This window comes from Streptomyces sp. NRRL WC-3742, from assembly GCF_000720635.1.
GTDB lineage: Bacteria > Actinomycetota > Actinomycetes > Streptomycetales > Streptomycetaceae > Kitasatospora.
The window spans coordinates 15,775-42,577 of sequence record NZ_JOCF01000028.1 but is presented as its reverse complement, the minus strand read 5'-3'; the positions used below and the strand labels follow the sequence as shown (position 1 = coordinate 42,577).

25 protein-coding genes are annotated in these 26,803 nt (G+C 74.7%); 13 read left to right on the top strand and 12 right to left on the bottom strand.

Translation table 11 applies throughout. The features are described 5' to 3' along the window. Positions 1–18: 18 nt before the first annotated feature. Complete coding sequence (locus IH61_RS0117205; RefSeq protein WP_031070593.1) at positions 19–768, bottom strand: IclR family transcriptional regulator; 750 nt, start codon at positions 766–768, stop codon at positions 19–21. A 31-nt stretch (positions 769–799) separates the two neighbouring features. Further along, a complete protein-coding gene (locus IH61_RS0117200; protein ID WP_051837281.1) occupies positions 800–1,921 on the bottom strand; it encodes a sugar kinase in 1,122 nt (373 codons plus the stop codon). Positions 1,922–2,065: 144 nt separating this feature from the next. Between IH61_RS0117200 and IH61_RS0117195 the strand changes: the two genes are divergently transcribed. From IH61_RS0117195 to IH61_RS0117175, 5 genes are all read left to right on the top strand, one after another. Further along, positions 2,066–3,367, top strand: coding sequence for an amino acid deaminase (locus tag IH61_RS0117195; RefSeq protein ID WP_234327209.1), 1,302 nt, complete (start codon positions 2,066–2,068; stop codon positions 3,365–3,367). Continuing rightward, positions 3,367–4,995, top strand: a complete 1,629-nt coding sequence (locus IH61_RS0117190; RefSeq protein WP_051837259.1) for an N-acyl-D-amino-acid deacylase family protein — start codon at positions 3,367–3,369, stop codon at positions 4,993–4,995. Before IH61_RS0117195 ends, IH61_RS0117190 begins: the two co-directional genes overlap by 1 nt. Further along, positions 4,992–5,636 carry a bifunctional 4-hydroxy-2-oxoglutarate aldolase/2-dehydro-3-deoxy-phosphogluconate aldolase gene (locus IH61_RS0117185; RefSeq protein ID WP_234327208.1) on the top strand — a complete coding sequence of 215 codons (645 nt, stop codon included), beginning with the start codon at positions 4,992–4,994 and terminating at the stop codon, positions 5,634–5,636. Before IH61_RS0117190 ends, IH61_RS0117185 begins: the two co-directional genes overlap by 4 nt. Positions 5,637–5,875: 239 nt before the next feature. Then, entirely contained in the window at positions 5,876–7,459 is a 1,584-nt protein-coding gene (locus IH61_RS0117180) for an alpha-amylase family glycosyl hydrolase (protein ID WP_031070581.1), read from the top strand. A 137-nt stretch (positions 7,460–7,596) separates the two neighbouring features. Continuing rightward, a complete protein-coding gene (locus tag IH61_RS0117175) occupies positions 7,597–8,655 on the top strand; it encodes a hypothetical protein (protein WP_031070579.1) in 1,059 nt (352 codons plus the stop codon). A gap of 372 nt (positions 8,656–9,027) precedes the next feature. Here IH61_RS0117175 and IH61_RS0117170 read toward each other — a convergent pair whose 3' ends face one another. Next, the gene (locus IH61_RS0117170) at positions 9,028–10,692 is read right to left on the bottom strand and encodes a peptide-N4-asparagine amidase (protein ID WP_037972917.1); all 1,665 of its coding nucleotides are present in this window, start codon (positions 10,690–10,692) and stop codon (positions 9,028–9,030) included. A gap of 300 nt (positions 10,693–10,992) precedes the next feature. Between IH61_RS0117170 and IH61_RS0117165 the strand changes: the two genes are divergently transcribed. Continuing rightward, positions 10,993–11,955, top strand: a complete 963-nt coding sequence (locus IH61_RS0117165; RefSeq protein WP_037972915.1) for a pseudouridine-5'-phosphate glycosidase — start codon at positions 10,993–10,995, stop codon at positions 11,953–11,955. A gap of 11 nt (positions 11,956–11,966) precedes the next feature. Further along, entirely contained in the window at positions 11,967–12,842 is an 876-nt protein-coding gene (locus tag IH61_RS0117160; protein ID WP_199823337.1) for a carbohydrate kinase family protein, read from the top strand. Between the two features lie 3 nt (positions 12,843–12,845). Here the strand turns inward: IH61_RS0117160 and polX are convergent, their stop codons facing one another. Continuing rightward, the gene (polX, locus tag IH61_RS0117155) at positions 12,846–14,570 is read right to left on the bottom strand and encodes a DNA polymerase/3'-5' exonuclease PolX (protein WP_031070570.1); all 1,725 of its coding nucleotides are present in this window, start codon (positions 14,568–14,570) and stop codon (positions 12,846–12,848) included. A 315-nt stretch (positions 14,571–14,885) separates the two neighbouring features. Between polX and IH61_RS0117150 the strand changes: the two genes are divergently transcribed. After that, complete coding sequence (locus IH61_RS0117150; RefSeq protein ID WP_031070568.1) at positions 14,886–15,632, top strand: hypothetical protein; 747 nt, start codon at positions 14,886–14,888, stop codon at positions 15,630–15,632. 32 nt (positions 15,633–15,664) lie between these two features. Here IH61_RS0117150 and IH61_RS0117145 read toward each other — a convergent pair whose 3' ends face one another. Together IH61_RS0117145 and IH61_RS0117140 are read right to left on the bottom strand one after the other, a co-directional pair. Further along, positions 15,665–16,363, bottom strand: coding sequence for a DUF6629 family protein (locus IH61_RS0117145; RefSeq protein WP_031070566.1), 699 nt, complete (start codon positions 16,361–16,363; stop codon positions 15,665–15,667). Positions 16,364–16,371: 8 nt separating this feature from the next. Next, complete coding sequence (locus tag IH61_RS0117140; protein WP_199823336.1) at positions 16,372–17,328, bottom strand: DMT family transporter; 957 nt, start codon at positions 17,326–17,328, stop codon at positions 16,372–16,374. A gap of 191 nt (positions 17,329–17,519) precedes the next feature. Between IH61_RS0117140 and IH61_RS0117135 the strand changes: the two genes are divergently transcribed. After that, positions 17,520–17,783, top strand: a complete 264-nt coding sequence (locus IH61_RS0117135) for a dsRBD fold-containing protein (protein ID WP_031070561.1) — start codon at positions 17,520–17,522, stop codon at positions 17,781–17,783. A gap of 68 nt (positions 17,784–17,851) precedes the next feature. Here the strand turns inward: IH61_RS0117135 and IH61_RS0117130 are convergent, their stop codons facing one another. Further along, positions 17,852–18,622, bottom strand: coding sequence for a hypothetical protein (locus IH61_RS0117130; protein WP_051837254.1), 771 nt, complete (start codon positions 18,620–18,622; stop codon positions 17,852–17,854). A 60-nt stretch (positions 18,623–18,682) separates the two neighbouring features. Beyond that, a complete protein-coding gene (locus IH61_RS0117125) occupies positions 18,683–19,609 on the bottom strand; it encodes an AEC family transporter (protein WP_031070557.1) in 927 nt (308 codons plus the stop codon). Between the two features lie 134 nt (positions 19,610–19,743). Between IH61_RS0117125 and IH61_RS0117120 the strand changes: the two genes are divergently transcribed. Beyond that, on the top strand, positions 19,744–20,202 hold the full coding sequence (locus tag IH61_RS0117120; protein ID WP_031070555.1) for an HD domain-containing protein: 459 nt from the start codon (positions 19,744–19,746) through the stop codon (positions 20,200–20,202). Positions 20,203–20,408: 206 nt separating this feature from the next. On the opposite strand, the gene IH61_RS0117115 is transcribed toward IH61_RS0117120, so the two are convergent. After that, positions 20,409–20,780 (bottom strand): transglycosylase SLT domain-containing protein, encoded by a 372-nt coding sequence (locus IH61_RS0117115; RefSeq protein ID WP_234327207.1) that lies wholly within the window; start codon positions 20,778–20,780, stop codon positions 20,409–20,411. Positions 20,781–21,287: 507 nt separating this feature from the next. Further along, entirely contained in the window at positions 21,288–22,823 is a 1,536-nt protein-coding gene (locus IH61_RS0117110; protein ID WP_031070552.1) for a carboxyl transferase domain-containing protein, read from the bottom strand. Positions 22,824–23,135: 312 nt separating this feature from the next. On the opposite strand from IH61_RS0117110, the gene IH61_RS0117105 reads away from it, so the two are divergent. Both IH61_RS0117105 and IH61_RS0117100 read left to right on the top strand, forming a co-directional pair. Next, positions 23,136–23,528: a ribonuclease gene (locus IH61_RS0117105; protein WP_031070549.1), complete on the top strand. Its 393-nt coding sequence runs from the start codon at positions 23,136–23,138 to the stop codon at positions 23,526–23,528. Positions 23,529–23,784: 256 nt separating this feature from the next. Next, entirely contained in the window at positions 23,785–24,360 is a 576-nt protein-coding gene (locus IH61_RS0117100; protein ID WP_078911161.1) for a universal stress protein, read from the top strand. Between the two features lie 207 nt (positions 24,361–24,567). On the opposite strand, the gene IH61_RS0117095 is transcribed toward IH61_RS0117100, so the two are convergent. Continuing rightward, the gene (locus IH61_RS0117095; RefSeq protein WP_031070545.1) at positions 24,568–25,194 is read right to left on the bottom strand and encodes a TetR/AcrR family transcriptional regulator; all 627 of its coding nucleotides are present in this window, start codon (positions 25,192–25,194) and stop codon (positions 24,568–24,570) included. A gap of 75 nt (positions 25,195–25,269) precedes the next feature. On the opposite strand from IH61_RS0117095, the gene IH61_RS0117090 reads away from it, so the two are divergent. Beyond that, positions 25,270–25,887, top strand: a complete 618-nt coding sequence (locus tag IH61_RS0117090; protein ID WP_031070543.1) for a DUF2867 domain-containing protein — start codon at positions 25,270–25,272, stop codon at positions 25,885–25,887. Positions 25,888–25,920: 33 nt separating this feature from the next. Here IH61_RS0117090 and IH61_RS0117085 read toward each other — a convergent pair whose 3' ends face one another. Next, positions 25,921–26,727, bottom strand: a complete 807-nt coding sequence (locus IH61_RS0117085) for an IclR family transcriptional regulator (protein WP_031070540.1) — start codon at positions 26,725–26,727, stop codon at positions 25,921–25,923. Positions 26,728–26,803 lie beyond the last annotated feature (76 nt).

Below are 26,803 nucleotides of genomic sequence, written 5' to 3'. Positions count from 1 at the left end.
GCGGTGGGTGACGGTTCGTCAGGTGTGGTCGGGGCGGCCGCAGTCGGCGGAGATCGCGCGGGTGGTGGCGAGCAGCTGGGGCAGGAGGTCCAGCACCTGCTCGTACGGGAGGAGGACGTCGGGAACGGAGATCGAGGCGGCGGCGATCACCCGGCCGCCGACCTCCCGGATCGGCGCGGCCACGCAGTTGATGAACGCCTCGTGCTCGGCGTGGTCCTGCGCCCAGCCCTGGACGGCGACCTTCTCCAGCTCGGAGAGCAGCGCCTCGGGGGAGGTGATCGTGTGCGGGGTGTGCGGGGTGAAGTTGATCCCGGCGACGACCCGGCGGCGCTCGGGCAGCGGCAGGTCCGCGAGCAGCACCTTGGAGACGGCGGCGCTGTGGAGGGCGGCGCGCAGGCCGATCCGCGAGTACATCCTGACCGGGTGGCGGGAGTCGAACTTGTCGATGTAGACGACCTCGCCGCCCTCGTACGCGGCCAGGTGCACGGTCTGGCCGGTGGCGGCGTTGAGCTCGGCCAGGTGCGGGGCGGCGATGCGGCGGATGCCGCGCTGCTCCAGGGCGAGGCCGGAGAGGGCGAACAGGCCCGCGCCGAGGTGGTAGCGGTAGCCGGCGTCCCGGTAGACGAACCGTTCCTCCTCCAGGCTCTGGAGCAGGCGCAGCACGGTGGTCTTGTGCACGCCGAGCACCTCGGCGAGCTGGTCGAGGGAGCGTTCGCCCTCCCCGAGTTCGGCGAGGATGCGCAGGGCGCGGGTGACGGTCTGGCTCATCGGGCTCGGCTCCGGGGGTCGGGGTTCCCGCTCATTGTGCCGCCCGGTCGCGTACCGGCAGGTCGGAGGGCCGGGCGGCGGCCGGGTCGGCGGGGAGGGCGGGGCAGGTGATGCCCTCGGCGCTGACGCGGGTGGCGGCCCAGTCGGCGGCGGAGGCGTCGAGCAGTGCGGTGAGCACCGGGGCGGGCGGCAGTTCGGCCTGGTCGCCGTGGGCGGTGAGCGCGCAGGCGGCGCTGAGGTGGCCCAGTCGCAGCCGTCCGCGCTGGTCCAGGCCGTGGACGGTGCCGGCGAGGTAGCCGGCCGCGAAGGCGTCGCCGGCGCCGGTGGCCTCGACCACCTCGACGCTGAGCGCGGGTTCCGTCACGGCCGTCCCGTCGCGCTCCAGCGCGGTGACGGCGCGGGCGGCGTCCTTGACCACCACCGTCGCGGGGCCGGGGAAGCGGCGGCGCAGGGCGGCCGCGTCGCCGGTGCCGAAGGCGTCCTCGGCCTCGTCGGCTCCGAGCAGCAGGACGTCGGCCGCGTCCAGCAGGGGCGGCAGGACGGACGGGTCGCGCTCGCGCCACAGCGCCGGGCGCCAGTTGAGGTCGAAGCTGACGATCCGGCCCGGGCGGCGGTCGGCGAGCAGGGCGCGCAGCAGGGCCAGGCAGTCGTCGGAGAGTGCGGCGGTGATGCCGGACAGGTGCAGCAGGCGGGCGCCGGTCAGCAGCGCGGCGGCGGCCGGGTCGGCGAGCAGGGTGGGGGAGAGGGCGGCGGCGGCCGAGCCCCGGCGGTGGTAGTGCAGGCGGCTGCGGCCGGGGCCGAGGTCGTGGAGGTGGCCGGAGGCGCCGCCGACCTCCTTGAGGTACAGGCCCGTCGGGCGGTGCGGGTCGACGGTGACGGCGGAGACGTCCACGCCGCGCGCGGCGACCTCGGCGAGCAGCCGCCGCCCGAAGCCGTCGTCGCCGACGCGGCTGATCCAGGCCGTCGGCACGCCGAGCGCGGCCAGCGCGCTCGCCACGTTGGACTCGGCGCCGCCCACGGAGAGGCGGAAGTTCTCCACGGCCTCCAGGGGGCCCGGCCGGTCCGGGAGCAGGACGGCCATCGACTCTCCCACACAGACCGCGACCGGGGGAGGGCCTGGTCGGGGTGGTGGCGGGGTGTCCTGTCGCGGCATCTGCTGGGGCTCCTCGTCCGGCTGGTCCGGCAAGCGGTGGTGACGGTTCCGTTGACCCTGATCCGGCGCCGATGCTAGAACCGTGATGCCAGCATGTGCAACCCTCATTGCGCATGTTGCAACACGGCTGATGGAGGAAACACGGTGGAGCAGACCTTCGCACACAGCGTCCGCGGGCCCGGCATCGCCGAGGGCGCGGTGGCGGCCCTCGCCGACGAGACGCTGGACTGGAGGTTCAAGGCCGCCCCACCGCAGTCGTGGGGCCGGACCGTCCGCGACTGGCTCGCCACCGGACCGACCCTCGGCGACCTCGGTACCCCGCTGCTCACCCTCGACGCCGGCGCCCTCGAGTACAACCTGCGCACCATGGCCGACTGGTGCGCCGACGCCGGCGTGGCCCTCGCCCCGCACGGCAAGACCACCATGGCCCCCGCCCTCTGGCAGGCGCAGCTCACCGCCGGAGCCCACGGCATCACCCTCGCCAACCTCCCGCAGGTCCGCGTCGCCCGCGCCTTCGGCGTGCGGCGCATCCTGCTCGCCAACACCCTGCTCGACCCGGCCGGGCTCGGCTGGCTCGCCGCCGAACTCGCCGACGACCCGGCCTTCGCCTTCGCCTCCTGGGTCGACTCCGTCGAGAGCGTCCGTTTGATGGACGAGGCGCTGCGCGCCGCCCGGGCCGAACGGCCCGTCGAGGTGCTCGTCGAACTCGGCGGCCCCGGCGGGCGCACCGGCGCCCGGGGCGTGGACGCCGCCGTCGAGGTCGCCGCCGCCGTGCTGCGCGCCCCCACCCTGCGCCTGGCCGGCGTCGCCGGGTACGAGGGCGCGCTCGCCCACGACGCCACCCCCGAGGCGCTGGCCGCCGTCCGCGCCTACCTGAACGACCTCGCCACCCTCCACGGCCGGCTCTCCCGCGCCTACCCCGACGACGCCCGGCCCGTGGTCTCCGCCGGCGGCAGCGCCTACTTCGACCTGGTCGTCGAGGAGTTGGGCGGCCTGCCGGACGCCCTCGTACTGCTGCGCTCCGGCGCCTACCTCGCCCACGACGACGGCTTCTACCGCGGCATCTCCCCCTTCGCCCGGGGCACCGGCGCGGCCCCGCTGCGCGGCGCGCTGCACGGCTGGGCCCGGGTCGTCTCCCGCCCCGAGCCCCAACTCGCCCTGCTGGACGCCGGAAAGCGCGACCTGCCCTTCGACGAGGGCCTTCCCGAGCCCCAACACGTACGCGGCGGAGCCGAGTTGACGGGCACCACCGCCCGCGTCACCGCGCTCAACGACCAGCACACCTTCCTGCGCGACGCGGGCGACCTCGCCCCCGTCGGCGCGGTGCTGCGGCTGGGCCTCTCGCACCCGTGCACCGCCTTCGACAAGTGGACGGCGATCCCGGTGCTGGACTCGGCGGACGCAGCCGAGCCGAAGGTGACCGGCCTGGTAAGGACGTTCTTCTGATGGGTGGGCCTTCGACGGGGAGCGCCGGAGCGACCGTCTTCCGGGGCGCCACCGTCGTGGACGGCACCGGCGCAGCGCGCTACCGGGCCGACGTGCGGATCGAGGGCGGCCTGATCACCGAGGTCGGCCCGGGGCTCGAGGCCCCGGAGACGGTGGACGCGGACGGGCTGGTCCTCACCCCCGGCTTCATCGACATGCACGCCCACTCCGACCTCGCCCTACTGCTCGAACCCGAGCACCCGGCCAAGGTCACCCAGGGCGTCACCTGCGAGGTCCTCGGCCAGGACGGGCTCTCCTACGCCCCCGTCGACGACACCACCCTTCCCGCGCTGCGCCGCCAACTCGCGGGCTGGAACGGCGATCCCGACGGCTTCGACTGGGACTGGCGCGGTGTCGCCGGCTACCTCGACCGGATCGACCGCACCGGCGTTGCCGTCAACGCCTGCTACCTCGTCCCGCACGGCTCCCTGCGGATGCTCGCCATGGGCTGGGCCGACCGCGCGCCGAACCCCGCCGAACTCGACCGGATGCGCCAGCAGTTGGCCAAGGGACTGCTGGAGGGCGCGGTCGGCATGTCCAGCGGCCTCAGCTACACCCCCGGGATGTACGCCGACACCGCCGAACTCGTCGACCTGTGCGTCGTGGTCGCCGCCTACGGCGGATTCCACGCCCCGCACCAGCGCTCGTACGGGCGCGGCGCGTTGGAGGGGTACGCGGAGATGGTGGAGATCGCCCGCCGCAGCGGCTGCGCCCTGCACCTCACCCACGCCACGATGAACTTCGGCGTCAACGAGGGGCGCGCCGGTGAGTTCCTGGACCTCCTCGACGACGCCCTGGCGGACGGTGTCGACCTCACCCTGGACAGCTACCCCTACCTGCCCGGCTCCACCAGCCTGGCCGCCCTGCTGCCTAGTTGGGCCACCGAGGGCGGCCCGGAGGCCACGCTGCGCAGGCTCGCCGACCCGGCCGCCCGGGAGCGGATCAGGTACGAGGTGGAGGAGAAGGGCAGCGACGGCTGCCACGGCGTGGTCACCGACTGGGCCACCATCCAGGTCTCCGGCGTGCGTTCGCCCGGCCTGGCGGGTGCGGTCGGCCGGACGGTCGCCGAACTCGGCGCCGAACAGGGGCGCGGTGGGACGGAGGTCTTCCTCGACCTGCTGGAGCGCGACGAGTTGGCGACCACCATCCTCCAGCACGTCGGCCACGAGGAGAACGTCCGGGCGATCATGCGCCACCGCGCCCACACCGTGGGCAGCGACGGCCTGCTCGTCGGTGCCCGCCCGCACCCGCGCGCCTGGGGCACCTTCCCCCGCTACCTCGGCCACTACAGCCGGGAGTTGGGCGTCCTCACACTGGAGGAGACGGTGGCGCGGATGACCGGCCGCCCGGCCGCCCGCCTCGGGCTGCACCGGCGCGGGCGGATCGCCCCCGGCTTCCACGCCGACCTGGTGCTCCTGGACCCGGAACGCGTCCGGGACGCCGCCACCTTCGAGCAGCCCCGGCTGCCCGCCGAGGGCATCGAGCACGTCTACGTCAACGGCACCGCCGTCGTCCGGCAGGGCCGCACCACGGGCGCCAGGCCCGGGCGCGCCCTGCGCCGCACCGATCGAGGGACCATGGCCCAGTGAGCACTCTCCCCGTGAGCACGCTGACCGACGAACTGCGCGAGGACCCGGTCATCGCCGTCGTCCGCGCCCCCCGGATACCGGACGCCGCCGCGCTCTGCGCCGCGCTGGCCGAGGGCGGCATCGGCGTCACCGAATTCACCTACACCACGCGGGATGTGACGGACCATCTGAAGCGCGCCTCCGGCGCCGGATGGAAGGTCGGCGTCGGCACGGTGCTGACCGCCGAGCAGGCCGAGCGGGGGATCGCGGCCGGGGCCTCCTTCCTGGTCACCCCCGGCTGCCGGCCCGAGGTCGCGCGGGCGGCCCGGGCCGCCGGGGTGCCGGTGGTGCTCGGCGCGCTGACCCCGACCGAGGTCGCCCAGGCGGTGGACCTCGGGGCCGCCGCCGTCAAGATCTTCCCGGCCCGGGCGTTCGGGCCCGGCTACTTCAGGGACCTGCGCGGCCCCTACCCCGGCGTGCCGCTGGTCGCCTCCGGCGGCGTCAACGCGGGCAACGCGGCCGACTTCCTCGCCCAGGGCGCCCTGGCGGTCTGCGCGGGCACGGACGTGGTGGCCCCGGAGGCCGTCGCGGCGGGGGACTGGGCGGAGATCACCCGGCGGGCCCGGGCCTTCACCGAGGCGTGCGGCGTCGTGCGCCGCTGACCGTCGTGCGCCGCCAACCGTCCTGTCCCGCCAACCGTCGTGCGCCGCTGGCCTGACGCTCGGGTCCTGGTGGACAGCGCGGGTCCGGACGTACGGGCAGGTCGGGGCGGGCTGTCGGGGCGGGCGGGATTGGACGAGAATCGATGGCACCCGGGGCCCGGTCCTCTCCTGGCGGGAGGGACGCCGCCCCGGGCGCTCGGCCGTTCACAGCCCCGGACCCGGCAGGAGGACCCGCCCCCATGACCGCGACCCGCCCAGGCCCCTCGTGGCTCGCCGACGCCGTGCTCTACCAGATCTACCCGCAGAGCTTCGCGGACTCCGACGGCGACGGCATCGGCGACTTCGCCGGCATCACCGAGCACCTCGACCACCTGGCCTGGCTCGGCGTCGACACCGTCTGGCTCAACCCCTGCTTCGCCTCGCCCTTCCGCGACGCGGGCTACGACATCACCGACTACCTCACCCCGGCGCCCCGTTACGGCCGCACCGAGGACCTGGCGGCGCTCGTCGAGGCCGCCCGCCGCCGGGGCGTCCGCGTCCTGCTGGACCTCGTCGCCGGCCACACCTCCGACCGCCACCCCTGGTTCCTGGCCGCCGCCGAGGACGCCTCCGACCACCGCTACATCTGGTCCGACCGGCAGGTGGACGGCTTCGTCGGCTCGCCCGGCAGCCGCCCCGGCTGGTACCGGCCGAATTTCTTCGACTGCCAGCCCGCCCTCAACTTCGGGTACGCGCGCAGCAGTTCCGAGGAGCCCTGGCGCCAGCCGGTGGACGCCGAGGGCCCGCGCGCCAACCGGGCCGCCCTGCGGGAGATCATGGAGCACTGGCTGGGCCTGGGCGTGGCCGGCTTCCGGGTGGACATGGCGTACTCGCTGGTCAAGGACGACCCGGACAAGGCCGAGACCACCAAGCTCTGGGCGGAACTGCGCGACTGGCTCGACCGCGCCCACCCCGAGGCCGCCCTGTTCGCCGAGTGGGGCGACCCGGCCGCCGCCGTCGCCGCCGGTTTCCACGCCGACTTCTTCCTGCACTTCGGCGGCGAGGACGACGGGCTGCCCCTGCGCTCCCTCTGGAACAACAACGGCGGGACGGTCGAGGAGTCCTGGCACCAGGACGCCTGCTACTTCGAGGCCGAGGGGCGCGGCACCCCGCAGCCCTTCCTCGACGCCTGGCGCTCCGCCGCCGCCCTCACCCGGGGCAGCGGCCAGATCGTCCTGCCCAGTGCCAACCACGACTTCTCCCGCCTCGCCACCGCCCCGCGCACCTCCGAGCAACTCGCCCCCGCCTTCGCCCTGTTGCTCACCTGGCCGACCCTGCCCGCGATCTACTACGGCGACGAGATCGGCATGCGCTACCTGCCGGGCCTGCCGGACGTCGAGGGCAGCGTGCTCGGCCCCCGCTTCAACCGGGCCGGCTCGCGCACCCCGATGCAGTGGACGCCGGGCCCCACGGCCGGCTTCTCCAGCGCCCCGCCCGAGCGGCTCTACCTGCCCGTCGACCCGGACCCGCGTCGGCCCGACGTGCTCTCGCAGCGCGCCGACCCGACCTCCCTGCTGCACACCGTCCGCCGGCTGATCGCGCTGCGCCGCTCGCACCCGGGGCTGGGCCCGGCCGGGGCGGTGGAGGTGCGGCACGCCGGGTACCCGCTGGTGTACGTGCGGGACGGGCGCTACCTGGTGGCCGTCAACCCGCGCCGCGAGCCGGGCGCCGTCGCGGTGCCGCAGGGGCGGCGGCTGCGGGCGCTGGACGCCCAGGGGGTGCGGGCGGTGGACGGGGAGCTGCGGGCCGAGGGGTTCTCGTACGGGGTGTTCGAGCTGAGCTGATTCCCCGGGGGTGACCGGGCCGGCTTCCGGCCGATGTCGGACGGTTGTAAGCTACATCCATGGATGGTTGCATTTGCCACCTTCATTGGTTGTAAAAGCCATCCATGTCGGAGATTTCGGAGGACGGAACGAACCCCATGAGCACACCCCAGACCCCCGCCGCGGCGCCCACCCCGGGGCCCGCGCTCAAGCACCTCGCCGTCCACCTGCTCACCCCGCTGCTCATGTGCCTGGGCATGGCGCTCGCCTACCAGGGCGCCTTCCACCAGCCCGAGCCGAACCACCTCAAGGTCGCCGTGGTCGGCACCACCGCCCAGGCGGACGGGCTGGCGCAGACGATCCGCGCCAAGGCCGGCGACGCGCTCGACGTCCGTACGCTGCCCGACCGCGCCGCCGCCGAGCAGCAGCTGCGCGAGCGCGAACTGGTCGGCGCCTTCGTGCCGGACGCCAGGAGCCCCGAACTGATCGTCGCCAAGGGCAACTCGGACACCTCGGTGGTGGCCGCGACGGCCGTCTTCAGCACCGTCACCGACCACCAGGGCGTCCCGCTGCGCGTCACCGACCTGACCCCGCTCGCCTCGGGCGACCCGACCGGCCAGGGCCTGTTCTTCCTGCTGGTCGCGCTGAGCATCGGCTCCTACGCGAGCGTCGCGGTGATCGGCGCCGCCGGCGCCGGGCTGAGCATGCGGCTGCGGGCGCTGGTGGGCGTGGCCGTCTCGCTGGTGGTGAGCGTGATCGGGATCGTCACGGCCGGGCCGGTGTTCCACGTGGTCGAGCACGACCGGGCGGCGGTCTGGGCGCTCGGCTGGCTGTACTCGGCGGGCATCGTGCTGGTCGGCATCGGCCTGCACAGCTTCCTCAGGAGGTGGACCACCCTGGCGCTGATGGTGCTGTTCGTGATGCTGAACTTCACCTCCTCCGGCGGGATCTACCGCCCCGAGCTGCAGAACGGCTTCTTCGGCGGGCTGCACGGCTTCTGGAACGGCGCCGGCTTCATGGAGGGCGCCCGCAGCCTCCTGTACTTCGACGGCGGTGCGGGCTTCGGCGGGCACCTGGTGACACTGGTGGTGTGGCTGCTGCTCGGCGGGGCGGCGATGGTGGCCGCGGCGCTGTACGAGGGCCGGGGGCGGCGCCCGGTGGAGACGGGGGCGCAGGCCGAGGAGGAGATGGAGGAGGCGGCTGCGGCGGCGGTCTGACCTCCGTACGACCTCACCCGGGGGTCGGGGCATCGAAGGCGGGTGAAATTATCCGAATTCGGGTGAAAAGCCCCTGGTGCAACAGCTCGGAGAAGCGCATGATGAGAGATGGACCTGTGAGGTAGCTGAAGGAGTTCGACCGCAGGAGGCAGGGGCGACGGATCGAGACGGATCAGGGTCCGCCGCTGAGCGACTACCTCGGTCGACGATCGAACTACCGGCCGGAGGGCGTGAGTCAAGCCCGGAGGCCACCCCCACCTCACAGGTTCCACGCGTCCACGGAGCATCCCCTCGGCTCCGTGGACGCGGTCGTGTCCGGCTCAGGCGTGTCCGGCTCAGGCCCTCAGACTCCGATCCTCCAGGCTCCGATCCTCACGACGTGGGCCAGCCGTCCACGAAGCTCAGGGTCCGGTGGTACGGCCCCTCGGGCCCGGTGCTGCGGTAGTCCTCGGTGCTGCTGCCGGTGCGGACGGTGCGGTCCCCGTCGTGGCGCTGCGCCGTCGGCCGCAGGGTGTGGTCGACGGTGGCGCGGTCGGTGACGTGGCCGCCCGTGGCACCGGTGGTCTCGCGGTGGTAGCCGAGGTCCATGGCGGTGCGCTGGTCGGTGTTCCCGGCGGCGTCGTGGGTGACCAGGTAGGTGACGTCCAGCGGTTCGCCCTCGTGGACGGTGGTGGTGCGGTGCGGGCCCGAGCCCCAGGTACTGGTGCTGCGGGTGAGGTCGGCGCGGTTGTGGAGGGTCACGTCGTTGCCGGTGTCGCGCAGCCGCTGGGCGGAGCTGAAGGCGAGGTCGTCACGGACCTCGGTGGTGACCCGGCCGTGCGAGGTCTGGACCCAGCCCCGGGCGAGGTCGTGCCGGGCGGCGGTGACCGTCCAGTCGCCGCTGCCGCCGCCGTGGTCGGAGAGGTCCGTGGTCACCGCGGCCTCGGGGGCCACGCGGTGCTCGGTGAGCGCGCCGGTCGTGCGGGCGGTGCCGTGGTCGGTCTCGGCGAGGAAGTTGACCTGGCCGGTCCAGAGGTCGTTGCTCTGCGCCTCGCTCGCGTTGACGGTGATCCCGAGGCTGTGCGGGCGCCCGTCCAGCAGCAGGCCGACGTACGGGGTGAGGTCGAGGCGGTAGGCGGGCAGGTCGAAGGCGAAGATGCCGGGGACGGGCCGCCAGAGCAGCGGGTCCCAGCCGCCGGTGTAGATCACCGGGTACGGCCAGACCGCGCCCGCGACCCGGCCGTCCACGCTGAGCCGCAGCTCGCGGAACGGGCCCTTGCCGCAGATGCCGCTGCCCGGGTTGGCGGCCGCGAAGGCGTCCGGCGCGGAGGCGTACGCGAACTCCTCGCAGGCGCCGCCGCCCCGGGCGTACACCTCGGCGGTGAGGCGCTCGAGGTTCTGCGGGAAGGTCAGGCTGCCGGTGGCGGTCGGGGTGGCCTGGGCGAGGGCGAACGGGCCGGTGGTGAGCACCTGGTCGGGGGTTCGGGCGGCGGGCCGGTGCTCGTCCGCCGTGTAGAAGGTGAGGCTCGCGCTGATGGTGAAGACACCGGTGTAGGTGGCGTCGGTGACGTTGGCGAGGTCGAAGGAGAAGGGCTGCGGGCCGGCCGCGAACAGGGGCGCGTAGCGGGTCAGGTCGTGTTCGAGGCGCCACTCGATGCCGTCCTTGGACGGCTCCGGGGTGGAGGACAGCATCACCTGCACGCCGCCGACGCGGACGCCGAACATCCGGTCGAACTGCCGCCCGGCGACCTGGCCGTGGAGGTCCATGACCACGGCCGACCAGGGGCCGGCGCAGTCGGCGGGCGGGGTGAGGGTGGTGGTGTACGGGGTGTCGGGCGGGTTGCCGTACCCGTTGCGGAACTGCCGTTCGTGCATCACCTCGACGGTGCAGGCACGGGTGTCGGGGCGGGTCAGCGGGCGGGTGGCGGTGACGGGATCGTGGTAGTCGGTGCCGAAGTCGGCGTGCGCGGGGCCGGCGGCGGTGAGGCTGCCGGCGAGCACGAGGGTCGCGGCGCCGAACAACCGGGCGGCGCGGCGGAGCAGTTGGCGGACGGCCAAGGTCGGTTCCCGGGGTCGGGCGGCCCGGGGCGCGGGCCTCGGGCCGGGTGGGTGATCCGGGCATCCTTCCGGTGGTGGCATGTGAGGGTCAAGGGTGGGGGCGGCGTCGATGCGGCGGGCTGTCGCGGCGTCAGGGGAGGTGGGGGTGGGGGTACGTGGGTGCGCGGAGGCCCTCTGGATTCCGGTGCGCACCGTGCCTACGCTGAAGCCCCTGTCGCCCCCCGTCCCAGTGGCACCCCCGGCACCCCCGGTACCCCTGGCACCCCCGGCATCCCCGGCATCCCTAGGAGAGCGCGCACCATGACCGCACCGCCCGCCCGCCGCCCCGCCGCCCGCTCCCCGCAGGCCGTCCACGTCGCCGAGGAGGTCGAGCGGGCCGTGGCCGAGGGCCGGCCCGTGCTCGCCCTGGAATCGACGATCTTCACCCACGGGCTGCCACGGCCGCGCAACCTCGCCGTCGCGCTGGAGGCCGAACGGCAGCTGCGCGCGGCGGGCGTCGTCCCCGCCACCATCGGCGTGCACGCCGGCGTGCCCACGGTCGGGCTGAGCACCGAGCAGATCACCGAACTCGCCGCCACCGACGGCCTGGACAAGGTCAGCCTGCGCGACCTGCCCGTGGTCGCCGCGCTCGGCCGCCACGGCGGCACCACCGTCGCCGCCACCGCCTTCCTCGCGCACCGCGCGGGCGTGCGGGTCTTCTCCACCGGGGGCCTCGGCGGGGTCCACTTCGGCGCCTCGGAGAGCTTCGACGAGTCCGCCGACCTGACCACCCTGGCCGCGACGCCCGTCACCGTGATCAGCGCCGGCGTGAAGTCCATCCTCGACATCCGGGCCACGCTGGAGCGGTTCGAGACCCTCAACATCCCGGTCCTCGGCTACCGCACCCTCAGGTACCCCGGCTTCTACGTCACCGACTCCGGGCACACGGTCAACTTCAGCGTCGACTCGCCCGAGCAGGCCGCCGCCGTCATCGAGGCCCGCGACCGGCTCGACCTGCCGCAGGCCGTCCTGATCGCCAACCCCGTCCACCCTGACAAGCAGCTGCCGCCCGAGGAGCTGGACGGCATCCTCGCCCGCGCCTGGGCCGAGGCCGAGCGCAAGGGCGTCACCGGCAACGCCTCCACGCCGTTCCTCCTCGACTTCATCCAGCGCGACACCGGCGGGCGCAGCCTCGAGGTCAACGTCGAGGTCTACCGGGGCAATGTGCGCCTCGGCGGCGAGATCGCCACCGCGCTGGCTGCCGCTGCCACCACCGGGGCCTGACCGTGCTGGGGGTGCTCGGCGACCTCGTCGAGGACATCGTCGTCTGGGTCGACGGGCCGTTGCGCCACGGCACCGACTCCGCCGCCCAGGTCTTCCGCCGGCGCGGCGGCAGCGCCGCCAACGTTGCTTGCTTCGCCGCCGGGCGGCACCCGGTGCGCTTCCTCGGCTGCGTGGGGCCGGACGCGGTCGGGGACTCCGTCGTCGCCGAACTCGGCGGCCACGGCGTGGACGTACGGGTGCAGCGGCGCGGGCACACCGGCAGCATCGTGGTGCTGATCGACCAGGACGGCGAGCGGACCATGCTGCCCGACCGGGGCGCCGCGACCCTGCTGGAACGCGTCCCCGGGGAGTGGCTCGACGGCCTGACCCACCTGCACGTGCCCGGGTACTCCTTCGACGGCGAGCCGGTCGGCGACGCCGCCGTGGACGCGCTGCGGCGCGTCCGGCGGGCCGGGGGCACCACGTCGGTGGACGCCTCCTCCACCGGGATGCTCGAACAGTACGGGCGGGAGCGCTTCCTCACGCTGCTCGCCGAGTTGGCGCCGACCTTCCTGTTCGCCAACCGCTTGGAATCGGCCTGCCTGGGGCTGCTCGTGGACGGCCTGCCGGGGCCGGCGCGCGCCCGGCTCGCGGCCACCACGGTCGTCACCAAGGCGGGGGCGCAGGACACCACCGTCGACGTGCCCGGGCGGGTGCCGTTCACGGTGGCGGTGCCGCCGGTGGCGGAGGTGCGTGACCTCACCGGGGCCGGGGACGCCTTCGCGGCGGGGTTCCTGGCGAGGTTCCTGGAGCGCGGGGGTCTGGAGTCCGGGGGCCTGCGGTCGGCGGCGCAGGCGGGGCACCGCAGCGCGGCCCGGGTGCTGGCCTCGCCGGGGGCCTCGTTCTAGCTTCTAGCGGCCGGTTTTGTGGAGGAAGCGCTTCAGGCGCTGCCAGGGCCAGGTGTTGATCACGTCCTCGGTGGTGAGCCAGCCGCGCTGCGCGGTGCCGATCCCGTAACGGGGGTAGGCGAGTTGGCCGGTGGCGTGGGCGTCGCTGTCGATCGAGAAGCGGACGCCGTGCTCCTTCGCCCTGAGCACGTCCTCGTCGCGCAGGTCGAGGCGCTGGGGCGAGCTGTTGATCTCGATCGCGGTGCCGGTGCGGGCGGCGGCCGCGAACACCGCGTCCAGGTCCACGTCGATCGGCCCGCGCCGGCCGAGGCGGCGGGTGGTGAGGTGGCCGATGACGTTGACGTACGGGTTCTCGCAGGCGCGGACCAGGCGGCGGGTCTGGGCGGCGCGGTCGAGGGCGAAGTGCGAGTGCACGGAGGCCACGCAGACGTCGAAGCCCGCCAGGAACTCGGCGGGCCAGTCCACGTCGCCCTCGGGGCCGATGTTCAGCTCGGTGCCGTGCAGCAGGCGCAACTTGCGGTGTCGGCCCGCCAGTTCGCGCAGCTGTTCGCGCTGGGCGAGCATCTTCTCGTCCGTCATCCGCTGCATCACCAGGTCGGGGGCGTGGTCGGTGACGGCGTAGTAGGAGTAGCCGCGGGCGGCGGCCGTGTCGACCATCTCGGTGAGGGTGGCCAGGCCGTCCGTCAGGTCGGTGTGGGTGTGCAGGTCGCCGCGCAGGTCCGACTCCTGGACGAGGTCGGGCAGTTCACCGCGCAGGGCGGCCTCGATCTCGCCGCGGTCCTCGCGCAGCGGAGGGGCGATCCAGGGCAGGCCCAGCGCCGCGTACACCTCCTCCTCCGTCGCCGACACCAGCTTCGCCCCGCCCTCGGCCTCGAACAGGCCGTACTCGGAGAGCTTCAGGCCCGCCTTGACGGCCATCGTGCGCAGCCTGATGTTGTGGGCCTTCGAGCCGGTGAAGTAGACCAGCGCCGCGCCCCAGTCCTCCTCGGGCACCACCCGCAGGTCGATCTGCACGCCCCGGTCGGTGCGCACCGAGGTCTTGGTCGGGCCGCTGCCGATCACCTCGGCCACGTAAGGGAGTTCGGTGAGCGCGGCCATCAGCGGGGCGGAGTCGGCGGCCGTCGCCAGGACGTCGACGTCGCCCACCGTCTCGCGCATCCGGCGCAGCGAGCCCGCGTACGCGCAGCGGGTGCAGCCGGGCACCCGGGAGAGGGCCTCGACCAGCTGCTCGGCGAGCTCGGTGGCGGCGTCCAGGAGGGTGCGGCCGCCGGACTGCCGCATCAGCTCGATGCCGTGGAGGATCTTCTCGGCGCTGCGGTCGCCGAACCCGGCCAGGCCGGAGAGCCTGTCGGCGCGGATCGCGGCGGCGAGGTCGTCGACGGAGGAGAGGCCCAGGTCGCGGTGCAGGGCCAGGGCGCGCTTGGGGCCGACACCGGGAACGGCGGTCATCTCCCGGACGCCGGGCGGGATTTCGGCGCGGAGCTTCTCCAGGGCGGGGATGTGGCCGGTGGCGAGGTACTCGGCGACCTTCTCGGCGGTGGACCTGCCGACGCCGGGGATCTTCTGGAGCGCCTTGGCGTCCAGGCCGTCGATGTCGGCGGTGTGCTCGCCGACGGCCCGGGCGGCCTTCTCGTAGGCGCGGGCGCGGAAGGCGTCGCCGCCGGTGATGTTGATCAGGTCGGCGTACTCCTGGAGCAGCTCTCTGACCTGGTCGTTGAGCCGGGGCATGAGGTCAGTCTAGGTGGGGGTGGTTCAGGGGGCCCGTCGGCTCGTGTGAACCTGCGGGGGCCCGCGGCCGTGGGACGGAGTGGGAGCGGTGCGTGCGGCCGGGCCCGTACCCCCCGATCGGCGGGTGCGGGTCCGGCCGCTCGGCGGGGGCGGGCGCCCAGGCTGCGGCCCGGAGCCGGATTGTCACCCGGGCGGGTGAGGCGCAGGCTGGCTGGAGGGCCGGGTGGTCGGCCCGGTGCGGCCGGTGCGCGGCCGATGGTGAGGCACGACGGCCCGTTCGCGGCCGCTGGTCAGGCACGAGGGGCAGGCAGGGCGATGGCACGCGGGAAACTCTGGGGCTACGTCGCTTCCGGGGCCCGATCGGGCGCCCGGGCGCTCGGTGCGTTCGGCAAGCCGGGGCGTACGGGCTCGGCGAGCCTCGGCCATCTGCGGGAGACGGCCGCCGGGGTGGCGGCCGAGGGCCTGGGGGCCGTGCGGCCGGGCGTGGTCGCCGGGCCGAGGGCGCTGACCGGGCCCGAACTCGACCGGCTGCGCTGGTCCGGACGGCAGGCTGGCTGCGGGCCGATGGCGCGGCACGTCCAGGTGGCCGAGGTGCTGCGCCGGGTGGTGCGCGGCGGCGGCCGGGCGGCCGGGGTGACGGTGCAGGTGGCGGCGGGGCTGCCGGTGGTCGCCGGGGACGCGAGGCGGCTGGAGGCCGCGGTGGCCGGGCTGGTCGACCACGCGATCCGGCGCAGCCCGCTGGGCGCGCGGGTGTCGGTGCGGGCGGAGGTCGCCGGAGGGCTGCCGGAGGGGCTGGACGGCGGGCCCGCGAGGCTCGGCGCGGGCCCTGCTGCCGTGGGGCGGGGCGGCGGTCGTGGCCGGGTGGAGATCCGGATAGCGGACCGGGGCTGGTACGACGCGCCCCAGGCCGGGGAGTGGCTGCTGGCCGGGGTGCGGCAGGGGGCGCCGGTCGGGCCGGCGCTGCACAGCCTGGTGCTGGCGGCGGGCGCGCGGCTGGCGGTCGAGCCGACGCCGGGCGGCGGGCTCACGGTGGTGTTGCTGATGGCGGTCGCCCAGGAGTAGGAGGGCTCTCCGCTTCCGTACTGCGGAACCGGTCACCCGGCCGGAGGGCGGCCGGACCACCGGAACAGGACGACGCTCGCGACGGCCGCGAGCGCACACCAGGTGGAGATGAACGCCAACTCCCAGAGCAGCCCGCAGAGGACGGCGCCCACGCCGATGAGCAACCCGAGGCGGCGGAGCAGCCGGTCCCCGCTGAGGAGGAGCGCCCCGACGGTGGCGGACAGGTACCCGACGAGCAGCACGGCCGGATGTGCGACCCCGACGCCGTAGGCGAGCGTGTGGCCGTGCACCGAGGCACTCACAGGGTGCGTACCGACGGCGACGGCGAGCGGAATCGCCACCCCGAGCCCGAGCACGGCGAGGGCCGCCAGTGCCCGCCGACGGGTGGACCTGGTCGCTGTGCGCCGGGGAGGCGCCGGGGCGGTTGGCGTTGGGCGGGTGTGCTCGGCGGCTGCGCACCACACGCCGGCCGGGACGAGGACGGGCAGCAGCGGCAGGGCGATCACTGCCCACGCGGTGCGGGCCGCGGCGCCCAGGGCGTCCGGTAGCCGACCGTCGGCGCCCAGCCAGACCAGCGCCTCGATCAGCTGGTGCACGCCGAGGACCAGCGGCAGCGCGGCGAGCAGCAGGCGCCCGGGCTGCTGACTCCGTGCGGCCCGGGCCAGGCAGAGGACACCGACACCGGCGATCAACCCGCCGGCCACCAGGTCCACCCGCGCGCTCCAACACATCGGCGGGCCTATGCGCCGCCGTCGGTCGGGCGATCGGGCGGACCCGGTTCGCCCGGGCCGTCCGGGCCGTCCGGGGTGTCGGGGGGTGAGGCGCCGATGGATTCGAGGGTGTCGCGGACGGTGCCGGGCAGGGCGGGGTGGCGGCCCAGGAGGACGACGCCGGTGATGATGGCGATCAGGCCGACGGTCTGCCAGGCGAGGGCGGCGGGGGTGACACGGAGGCGGTCGCCGAGGAAGCCGACGGCGCAGGCGATGCCGGAGAGCGGCTGGGCGGCGGTGAGGGCGGGGAGGGACATGCGCAGGGGGGCGGCCTCGAAGGCGCTCTGGACGAGGAGGAGGCCGACCACGCCGGCGGCGATCACGGCGTAGGGCTGCCAGCTGCGAAGGACGGCGTCGAGGCCGCTGTGGTCGAGGCGTTGGGTGGTGGTGCGGGTGAGGGCGTCCTGGAGGCCGTAGAGGAGGCCCGCGGCGAGGGCGAGGAGGGTGGCCTCCTCGAAGAGGGGCAGGCGGCGGGCGAGGGAGACCAGCAGCAGGGTGAGGCCGACGACCGTGCCGACGACCAGCCAGTGGCGCAGTTCCCCGGCGGGGGCGCCGCCGCCGGTGGGGCGGCCGGCGACGATGAACGCCGTCACCCCGAGCCCCAGCAGCAGGATCCCGGCCCAGCCGGAGCGGCCGAGGCTCTGGCGGGTCAGCACCCGGGACAGGGCCATGGCGAACAGCAGGTTGGTGGTGAGCAGCGGTTCGACCAGGGAGACCTCGCCCTTGTTGAGGGCGAGCGCGGAGAGGATGAGCCCGCTCACCATGAACCCGGTGCCGAGCAGCCACTCGGGCATCCGCATCAGGTCGAGCAGCAGCCGCCAGCGCAGCAGATCGGCACGGGGGGCCCGCTGCGCCGCGTGCTGCTGGAGGACGAAGCCGAGACCCAGGCAGCAGGCCGCGCCGAGGGCGAGGAGGAAGACCGCCACGGAGGGACCACCAGGTTGTCGCTGCCGCGTCGGTCGGCCGGGGGTCGGTCGGCGGTCGCGGCGTGCCTCCGTCAGCGTACCGCCGGGGCGGCGCCCGGGCAGCGCTTGCCGGTGCGGGGGCGCCGGGCGCACGCTGGTGTGAGCGGCCGCGGCGGGCCACCGCCTGTACCGGCGGCGCCAGGAGGTGTGGGATGCACAACCAATGGGATGTGGAGCTGAGCTTCGAGGAGGACGGCGTCAACACGGCGTGCGACGCCCGGCTGACCGGCGCGAGGGCGCCGGGGCTGAGCGCGCACGGGGAGTCCGTGAAGAGCGCCGACGACCGTCCGCTCGCCAGGATCGGCGAGGAGATGGCGGCCTCCCGCGCCCTGGAGGAGCTGTCGCGCAAGCTGGCGGCCCAGGCCACCGGGGAGATCGACGACGAGGGCCGCCGGCCGAACTACCTGATCTACTGAGCGGCCGGTTCCAGGGGCAGGGTCCAGCGGTCGGTTCCAGCGGTCGGTTCCTGGGGCTGGCGGGGGCGCTAACTGCGCCACCAGGGCGGGCGGATGACGTCGTCCGGGTCGACGGCGCAGTTGGCGCCGCTGACCACCTCGTGGGCCGGGATGTCCCAGGCGACCACGCCCGGTGCCGAGCGGTCCAGTTCGACCACCCGGGCCCGCTGCGGGCCCGAGCCGGTGTCGACGTCGCAGCGCAGCACGCTCGTCCAGGAGCGGCCGTTGAGCGCGGCCGAGACGGCGAGGACGGGGAGGACGGCCAGGGCCAGCACCATGGCCACGAGGCGGATCACCTCGGCGACGCGGGGCCACAGGCCGGCGGCGGGCCGTCCGGTGCGGTGGCCGGTCTCGGCGGAGCGGCCGCCCGTCCGGTACTCCATGACGACCCCGAGCCGCATCGCGTACCCGAGGAGGCCCGTGGCCACGCCCCACCCGAGGCCGTTGAAGGCCCCGACCACGACGGCGACGGCCACCGGGAGGATCGCCGCGGTGGCCGCCGTGGCCGCGCGGGAGCGGTCGCGGTGCCGGGCGGCGCCGCCGTGGGCGGCCTGGTAGGCGTAGGTGAAGTGGCAGGCGACGGCGGCGAGGACGGCGGCGAGCACCGGTTCGGCGAAGAACATCCCGATGACGACGTCGAGCCAGTTGGCGGGGCCCATGGCGAGCAGGGCGTCGCGGGCGGCGTCGCCGCCGCCGAGGGTCCAGGCGAGTTTGAGGACGGGGATCGTGAAGACCACCGCGGAGGTCATCAGGTGCGCCGCGTTGGTCGAGGGCCCGGTCTCCGCGGTGGAAGCGCTCATCCGGTCACGCTAAGGCCGCCGCCGCTGACTCCTCGTCACGACACCACCGGCGGGCGGGGGTCAGGCGGGCCCGAGGGACCAGCTGATCACCGAGAGGGTGGCCATCGAGACGAGCGTCGACCAGAGCACCGCGTCCCGGGCGAGGCCCGAGCCCTGCCCGTACTCGCGGGCGTAGGTGTACACGTTCTGCGCGGTGGGGAGCGCGGAGAAGAGCACGACGGTGAGCAGCTGGTGCGAGGAGAGGTGGAGGACCGGTCCGGCCACGGCGAGGGCGGCCAGCGGCTGGACGAGGGTCTTGATCGCGACGGTGAGCGCGGTCTCGGCGCGGTGCGAACGGCCTTCCGCGGGCGGGCGGTTGTGCAGCGACATGCCGAGGGCGATCAGGGCGGTCGGCACGCCGGCGCCGCCGAGCAGTTCGGCGGAGCGGTTCACCTCGGCGGGCAGGTGCACGCCGGTGGCGGAGAAGACGGCGCCGAGGGCGGTGGCCAGCAGGATGGGGTTGCGCACCGGCAGGGTGAGCAGGGCGCGGCGCCCGGCCGCGCCGCTGTCGAGGACGGCGAGCACGGCGGGGGTGACCAGCAGGATCTGGAAGAGCACCACCGGCGCCACGAAGGAGGCGTCGCCGATCACCTGCATGGTGACGGGTATGCCGAGGTTCGCCGAGTTGACGTACCCGGAGGCCATCGAGCCGATGGCGAGTTCGCCGGCCTTGCGGTGGAACAGCAGGTGCCCGGCGAGCAGGCCCAGGCCCGTGGCCACGGCCGTGCCTGCGGCGAAGGCCAGCATGGAGGGGTTGGCGAAACGGTCCAGCGGGGTGCGGGAGATCATCAGGAACAGCGCGGCGGGCATCGCCACGTGGAAGACGAACCGGTTCAGCACCGTCTCCGCCTGCGGCCCCAGCAGCCCGGTGCGCGCCACCAGGTAACCGACCCCGGTGAGTGCCCAGATCGGGGCGAAGCCGGACAGCAGCGGATGCAGGGAGGGCATGGGTTCCTCGGATCGCTCGGAAGGTTCTGCCGGTGCGGCGGGGGTCGCCCGCCCGGGGCAGTAAACCAAGCGCCCGCTGACGCCGTGACGACGGGGCCCCGGCAAGATCCACGGGGCGCGCCTACGATGAGGCGATGGACGACCGGTACCTGGACCTGACCGAGGTGGAGGCCATCGCCCGCCGCGCCCACGAGGGGCAGGTGGACAAGAACGGCCACCCGTACGCCGAGCACATCGCCGCCGTGGCGGGCGGGACGGAGCGGCGCGGCGGCAGCGCGGCGCAGATCGCGGCGGGCTGGCTGCACGACACCGTCGAGGACGACCGGCTGACCCGGGGGTGGCTGGAGGGCGCGGCGCTGCCGGAGGAGACCAAGGCGATCGTGGACGCGCTCACCAGGCGCCCGGGGGAGCCGGTCGAGGAGTACACGGCGCGCATCCTGGCCACGCCGGGCGCGCTGCTGGTCAAGCGCGCCGACCTGGCGCACAACTCGGACCCGGCCCGGCTGGCGGCGCTGCCGCCGGCGACGGCGGAGCGGCTGGCGGCGAAGTACGCGCGGATGCGGGAGCTGCTGGGGCTGACCGGGGAGCTGTGAGCGTGCGGGGGAAGGCCGGAGGGAACGTGGAGGAGGAAGGCCGGAGGGAACGTGGGGGGGAAGGCCGGAGGGAACGTGGGGGGGAAGGCCGGAGAGGGCCCGGGCCACGCGGATCGCGCGGGCCCGGGCCCTCTCGGGTCACCTCGGAGGCCCCTGTCCGACCCCCGGGGTGAGGGGGGAGTGGTCAGGTGTGCCGGCGGGCGGGCTTAGTACCAGTGGTTGGCCTGCCAGAAGGACCAGGCGGCGTTCGGGCTGCCGTAGCGGGAGTTCATGTAGTCCAGCGCCCACTTGATCTGGGTGGTCGGGTTGGTCTGCCAGTCCGAGCCGGCCGTGGCCATCTTGGAGCCCGGCAGCGCCTGGGCCAGGCCGTACGCGCCCGAGCTGGGGTTGGTCGCGGTCACGTTCCAGCCGGACTCGTGGGAGATGATCTGGCTGAACGAGGCCAGCTGGTTCGCGGGCACGATCTGCGCGGCGACGCTCTGCGGGGTGGCGGCGCTGGCGGCCGTGGCGGGCAGGACGCCCGCGCCGAGGGCGGTCAGGGCGGCGGTGCCGGCGAGAATCGCGGCGGAAGTACGCATACGGAGCTTGAAAGCGGGCATGTAGAACAAGACCTCAATCGGGTTGGGCCGGGTCACACCCCGCCCTGGACCGTGGCCGGACAGGGGCCATGACGGTCGCGGAGTGTGACTCGGCAGCACGCCGTTCACCGGCGGGACAGGTGCCGGTGCGGCTGACGATGGAGCCATTGTTGCCAGAGGGGATCGGCACTCGCCAAGACCCCTCCATTACGACGCACCGTCGTAGGCGCGGTGGACGCCGTGGATTCGAAGGCCCGGTGATCGCGGAGCGCGGGGGCCTTGTGGGCGCTGAGCGGACGGGCCCTCGAAGGCTGCCCGGGGGCGGGTGGCGGCCGCCGGGCGGCGCTCCACTATCGGGCGTCGTGGACGCGATCGGGGTGTGAGCGCACTCACCGTTTGAGGCCGGGGTCCGTCACGCGCAGGTCGGCGGGCGGCACGGTGCGTACGGGCCGTACCGCCCCTGTGTGTACGGAGAGTGTGTACGGAGAGTTGTCGGGGGTCGGAGAGTTATCGGGGGTCGCCGAGGCGGCGGTGACGCAGGGCACGGGCCGCGAGGCGGTTCGCCTCCGTGGTTCCGGTGAGGGCGGCGAGTGCGGCTCCGATCGCCCCGCCGAGGCGGGCGCAGAACGCCTCCGGGTCCCCCGCCGGGTCCTCGGGCTCCGGGACCACCTCGTCCACCAGGCCCACCTCGGCCAGGTGCCGGGCCCCGATGCCCTGGGCGCGGGCCAGCTCGGCCGCGTGCGCGCCGTCCCGGTGGACGATCGCCGAGGCGCCCTCGGGCGGCAGCGGCGCCAGCCAGGCGTGCTCGGCGGCGATCACCCGGTCCGCCGGGAGGAGGGCCAGGGCGCCGCCGCCCGAGCCCTGGCCGAGGAGGACGGCCAGGACGGGGGTGCGCAGGGCGAGCAGGGTGGTCAGGCAGTGCGCGATCTCGACGGCGATGCCCTCCAGCTCGGCCCCGGCGGACAGCTCGGCCCCGGCCGTGTCCACCACCGTCACCAGGGGCAGGCCCAGCTGCTCGGCCAGGCGCGCGGTGCGGCGTACGGCGCGCAGGTCGGCGGCGGTGAAGGGGCGCTCGTGCCCGGGGGTGGCGCGCTGCTGGCCGACGACCAGGACGGGGCGGCCGCCGAGTACGGCGAGGGCCCGCACCAGGGCGCCCGAGCGGCCGCCGGGGGCGTCCAGCAGGACCAGGTCGGTGGCGGTGCGGCGCAGCAGCTCGCGAGTGCCGGGGCGGTCGGGGCGGCGGGTGCGCTGGACGGAGTCCCAGGCGTCGGGGGTCCGCGTGGTCGCGGTGGTGGTTGCAGGGGCGGCGGTCGCAGGGGCGGGGGAAGGGGAGGGGGTGGTGGAGAGGACGGCGAGGGTGCGGCGGAGCAGTTCGCGCAGCTCCTGCGGCGGGACGACGGCGTCCACCAGGCCGCGCTCGGCCAGGGTCTCCGCCCGCTGCACGTCCGGCGGCAGCTCCACGCCGCGCAGTTCCTCGTACACCCGCGGCCCGAGGAAGCCGAGGCGGGCGCCGGGCTCGGCGAGGACCAGCTGGCCGAGCGTGCCCCAGGAGGCGAAGACGCCGCCCATGGTGGGGTTGCGCAGATAGGTGAGGTAGGGCAGTCCGGCCGCCCGGTGGGCCTGGACGGCGGCGGTGATGCGCAGCATGCAGAGGAAGGCCGCCGAGCCCTCCTGCATGCGGGTGCCGCCGGAGACGGGCAGGGCGAGCAGGGGCAGCCGCTCGGCGGTGGCGCGTTCGACGGCGCGGGTGATGCGTTCGGCGGTGGCGACGCCGATGGAGCCGCCGAGGAAGCCGAACTCGGAGGCGACCAGGGCGATCGGGCGACCGTCGATCAGGCCGACGCCGGTGAGCACGGCCTCGTCCAGGCCCGTGCGCTCGCGGGCGCGGGCGAGGGAGGCGGCGTAGCCGGGGTCGGCGGGCGGGGTGGCCGGGGCGGTCGGCGGGGCTGTCGGAGGTTCGTCCCAGGTCTCGAAGCCGCCCGGATCGACGAGCAGGCCGATCAGCTGGTGTGCGGTCAGTGCGGCTGCGGCGCCCGTGCTCATGTGCACCCCGTAGGTGATCGTTCCGGTCCGAGACGATCCGTCACTCTATGCGGCGGGGGTGGCGGGGGCCGGGATCGTGGTGAAGGTGTGAGCAGGCCGACAGAGGGGTGGCGAGGGGCGCGAACCGGCAGAAGTGCTTGTTCGACGGCGGTCGACCCATAGGGTGGGCGGGCGGTTCGTGGACGGCCCCGGCGGGGGTGGCCGAGGGGTCGGGATACTGGTCAAGTCGCTGGCCGGGCAGGTGAGTTACCTGCGGGTTAATTGTTGTCGCGAGGCTTCCGGAGTTGACCGTGGCTCGCCACACTGGTGGACATGACTCGCACTCTACGCGCGTGGAAGACCCGCGCTGCCGCCGCCGTCGCCGTCACCGTGATGACCCTCGCGCCCGTCGCCGTCGCGACCGACGCGCACGCCGCCGTGAGCGGATCGGTCTGTCTGTCCACCCTCCCGCCGGAGGCCAACGACACCCTCAACCTGATCGCCACCGACGGGCCGTTCCCCTACTCCCAGGACGGCGTGGTCTTCCAGAACCGCGAGCAGGTCCTGCCGAGCCAGTCCTACGGCTACTACCACGAGTACACCGTCATCACCCCGGGCTCCCCGACCCGCGGCGCCCGCCGCGTCGTCACCGGCGAGGGCGTCCAGGAGGACTACTACACCGGCGACCACTACGCCACGTTCTGGCTCATCGACCAGACCTGCTGACCCACGGGTCGCCACCGCGGGAGCGGACGGCCCCGGCGTGCCTCGGCGCCGGGGCCGTCCTGCCGTTCCCCGGTGGCGGCCGGTGTCGGAGGGCGGCCGGTGTCGGGCGGTGTCAGGGAGGCGTACGGAACGCCGGGTGCCGCGTCAGGACGGCGTCAACGCCCGTGGTCGGGGCATGGTCCGGCCGCTTTGCTGGGGGAACCCGCGGGCCCGAGCCGGGCCGGGGCGCGAACCGGGCGGAGAGGCGGAGCGGGCCATGGACGACGGCGATACGGGCGATGCGTACGACGCGTACGGCGCGTACGACGCATACGACGCCGATGCGGCAGAGGGCAGGATCGTGGTCGGCGTCAGCGGCTCCCTCGGCAGCCTCGCCGCGCTCCACCACGCCGTCGCCGAAGCCCGCCGCACGGACGCCGAGGTGCTCGCCGTCCTGTGCTGGGCCCCGCCCGCCGAGGAGATCGGCTACCGCCGCACCCCCTGCCCGATCGTCCACACCGCCGGACGCGACGCCGCCGTCGCCCGGCTGCGCCAGGCCCTCGACGACGCCTTCGCCGGACAGTACGCGGGCGCGCGGCTGCGCTGCCAGGCCGTACGCGGCGAGGCCGGGCACACGCTGATCCGCTGCGCCGACCGGCCCGGCGACCTGCTCGTCCTCGGCGCGGGCCGCGACCGGGGGCGCCTCTCCCGGCTGCTGCGCCCCTCCGTCACCGCCTACTGCGTGCGCCGGGCCTCCTGCCCGGTGCTGACCGTCCCGCGCCCGGCGCTGCAGCGCGACCTCGAGGCGCTCGAACGCGGGTACGGGCTGCGGGAGCTGGTCACGGGCGGGTGATCCGGGCGGAAGCCTCCGGCCACGGCGGGAGCATCTCGTCCTCGCGCTGCATCATCACCTCCTCCTCGCACCAGCCCTTCCCGTCCAGCCGGTCGGCCTGCCGGGCGGCGAGCGAGGGGGAGCCGGCGAACCGTTCGAGGGCGGGCCCGCCACCGCAGGGTGCGGGCGGAGCGGCGGCCGCGCAGGGCGCCGTTCGGGGTGTCGGCCTCAGGTGCGGGCATCGGGCCGCTCCCGCGCGGGGGCGGCGGTCAGGGCGAGGGCCGCGTCGAGGAGGGGGGCGGTCAGGACGGGGAGCCGGTCGGGGGATTCGGAGAGCAGGAAGAGCCAGGCGAAGACGGGGCCGACGAGCAGGGCGTTGAGGGCGGTCGGGTCGGGGCGGACGGCGAGTTCGCCGCGTTCGGCGGCGCGGTCGAGGATCTCGGTGAGGGTCTGCCGCTGGATGCCGAGGTACTTCTCGTCGAAGCGCTCGTGCAGGGCGGGGTCGGCGTGGATGTCGGCCAGGATGCCGGGGATCGTCCCGGGCGGGGCGGAGGCCATGGCGCCGGCGATCTCCTCGATCAGGGCGGCGAGGTCGGCGCGCAGCGAGCCGCGGTCGGGGGCGGCGGCGAGGAACCGGTCCGGCAGCAGGGCGTCGAAGATCATCTCCTGTTTGGTGGCGTGGCGCCGGTAGATGGCCGGCTTGCCGACGCCGGCGCGGGCCGCGACCTCGGCCACGGTGAGCCGGGCGTAGCCGACTTCGACCAGCAGGTCCCGGACGGCAGAGGTGATGGCGTCGTCGACGCGGGCGTCCCGGGGGCGGCCGCCCTGGGCGCGGGCTTGCTTCCGTACTGGCATGGGTGCACCATACAGAACCAGGAGTAACGAAACCAGCGGTTACGTAACCGTGCCCGGCCCAGGAAGGAACGACCGATGCGCATCCCGAAGGCGGCCCACACCGAACAGCCTTGGCGGATCCACGAGTTCACCCGAGACTTCCGGATCGAGGACGTCTGGTCCTTCCGCGTGCCCGATGCCGGGCCCGAGGACTTCCCCGTCATGGTCAAGGCCCTGAAGACCGCCTACGCCAACCGCACGGACCCGCTGCCGGTCCGGTTCCTGTTCGCGGTGCGCTGGAAGCTCGGCGCCCTGTGCGGCTGGGACACCGCCGAGGAGAGCGTGGGCGGGCGGGTCGCCTCGCTGAGGGACCGTCTCCCGCCCGAGATCGCCCGGACGGTGGAGGATGCCGCCCCCGGCGTCGACCCGTTCAGCGAGGTGTACCAGCTCGAGGACGAGGCGGCCCGGGAGCTGGGCAACTTCACGATGCACACGATCATGCACCTGGGCTGGGTGCGGCTCGACGACGGCGGGTACGAGCTGCGCATGGCCGCGCTGGTCAGGCCCAACGGGCTGTTCGGGCGCCTCTACATGGGCTTCATCATGCCGTTCCGGTACGTCTTCATCTATCCGGTGCTGACCCGCCAGTGGGAGCAGGCGTGGCTCGATCACGGCCGCCCGAACCGGCACGGGAAGGCCGCTGCCTCGGAGTGATCCACCCGCGGTCCACCGGCGTTCCCCGGCGCGTCAGGACGGCTGGCGGTCCGACCCCAGCTCCCGGGAGATCCGCAGGCCGGCCTGGGCGACGACCGGGCCGAGGGCGCGGACCCGGGCGGCCGTCATCCGGGAGGTCAGGCCCGAGACGGAGAGCGCGGCCGTCACCTCGCCGGCGTGGTCGAAGATCGGGGCGGCGACGCAGCGGACCTCGGGCTCGTTCTCGCGGTCGTCGATCGAGTAGCCGCGGGCCCGGATGCGGGCGAGGTCGGCGCGCAGCCTCGGTTCGTCCGAGATCGTCCAGGCGGTGACCGGGCGCAGCCCCGCCGCGACCACCTCGGTGACGGCCTCGTCGGGCAGCCAGGCCAGGATCGCCTTTCCCGTCGCGGTGCAGTACGCGGGGGCGCGGCTGCCGACCCGGGAGGCCATCCGGACGTTGGTCTCGTCCTCGACCTTGTCCAGGTAGACGATGCCCGGCGCCTGCCAGACCGTCAGGTGGACGGTCTCGCCGGCCTCGCGCTGGAGGCGGCGCAGGTGCTCGGCGGCGACGCTGCGCAGGTCCAGGGTGGACAGGTACGCCTGACCGAGCCGCAGGGAGCCGTGGCCGAGGCGGAACCAGCCCGTCTCCCGGTCGCGCTCCAGCAGGTGCTCGTCCAGCATCGGGCCGGTGAGTCTGAGGACGGTGCTCTTGTTGAGGTCGAGGGCCTCGGCGAGCTGCGCGAGCGGGACGCCCCGGCCGTCGCTGTGGTCGCGGACGTAGCCGAGGACGGCGAGCGCGCGGCGCAGCGAGGAGGACTGGTTGCGTTCGGTCGCGGGCTTCCTGGGCGCCGTGTCCGTCATGGGTCGGTCCGTTCCCTCGTCTCGGGCAGTCGTCCGAACGTACCCCTTCGGGGGCGCAGCCCCCCATCTTCGATAC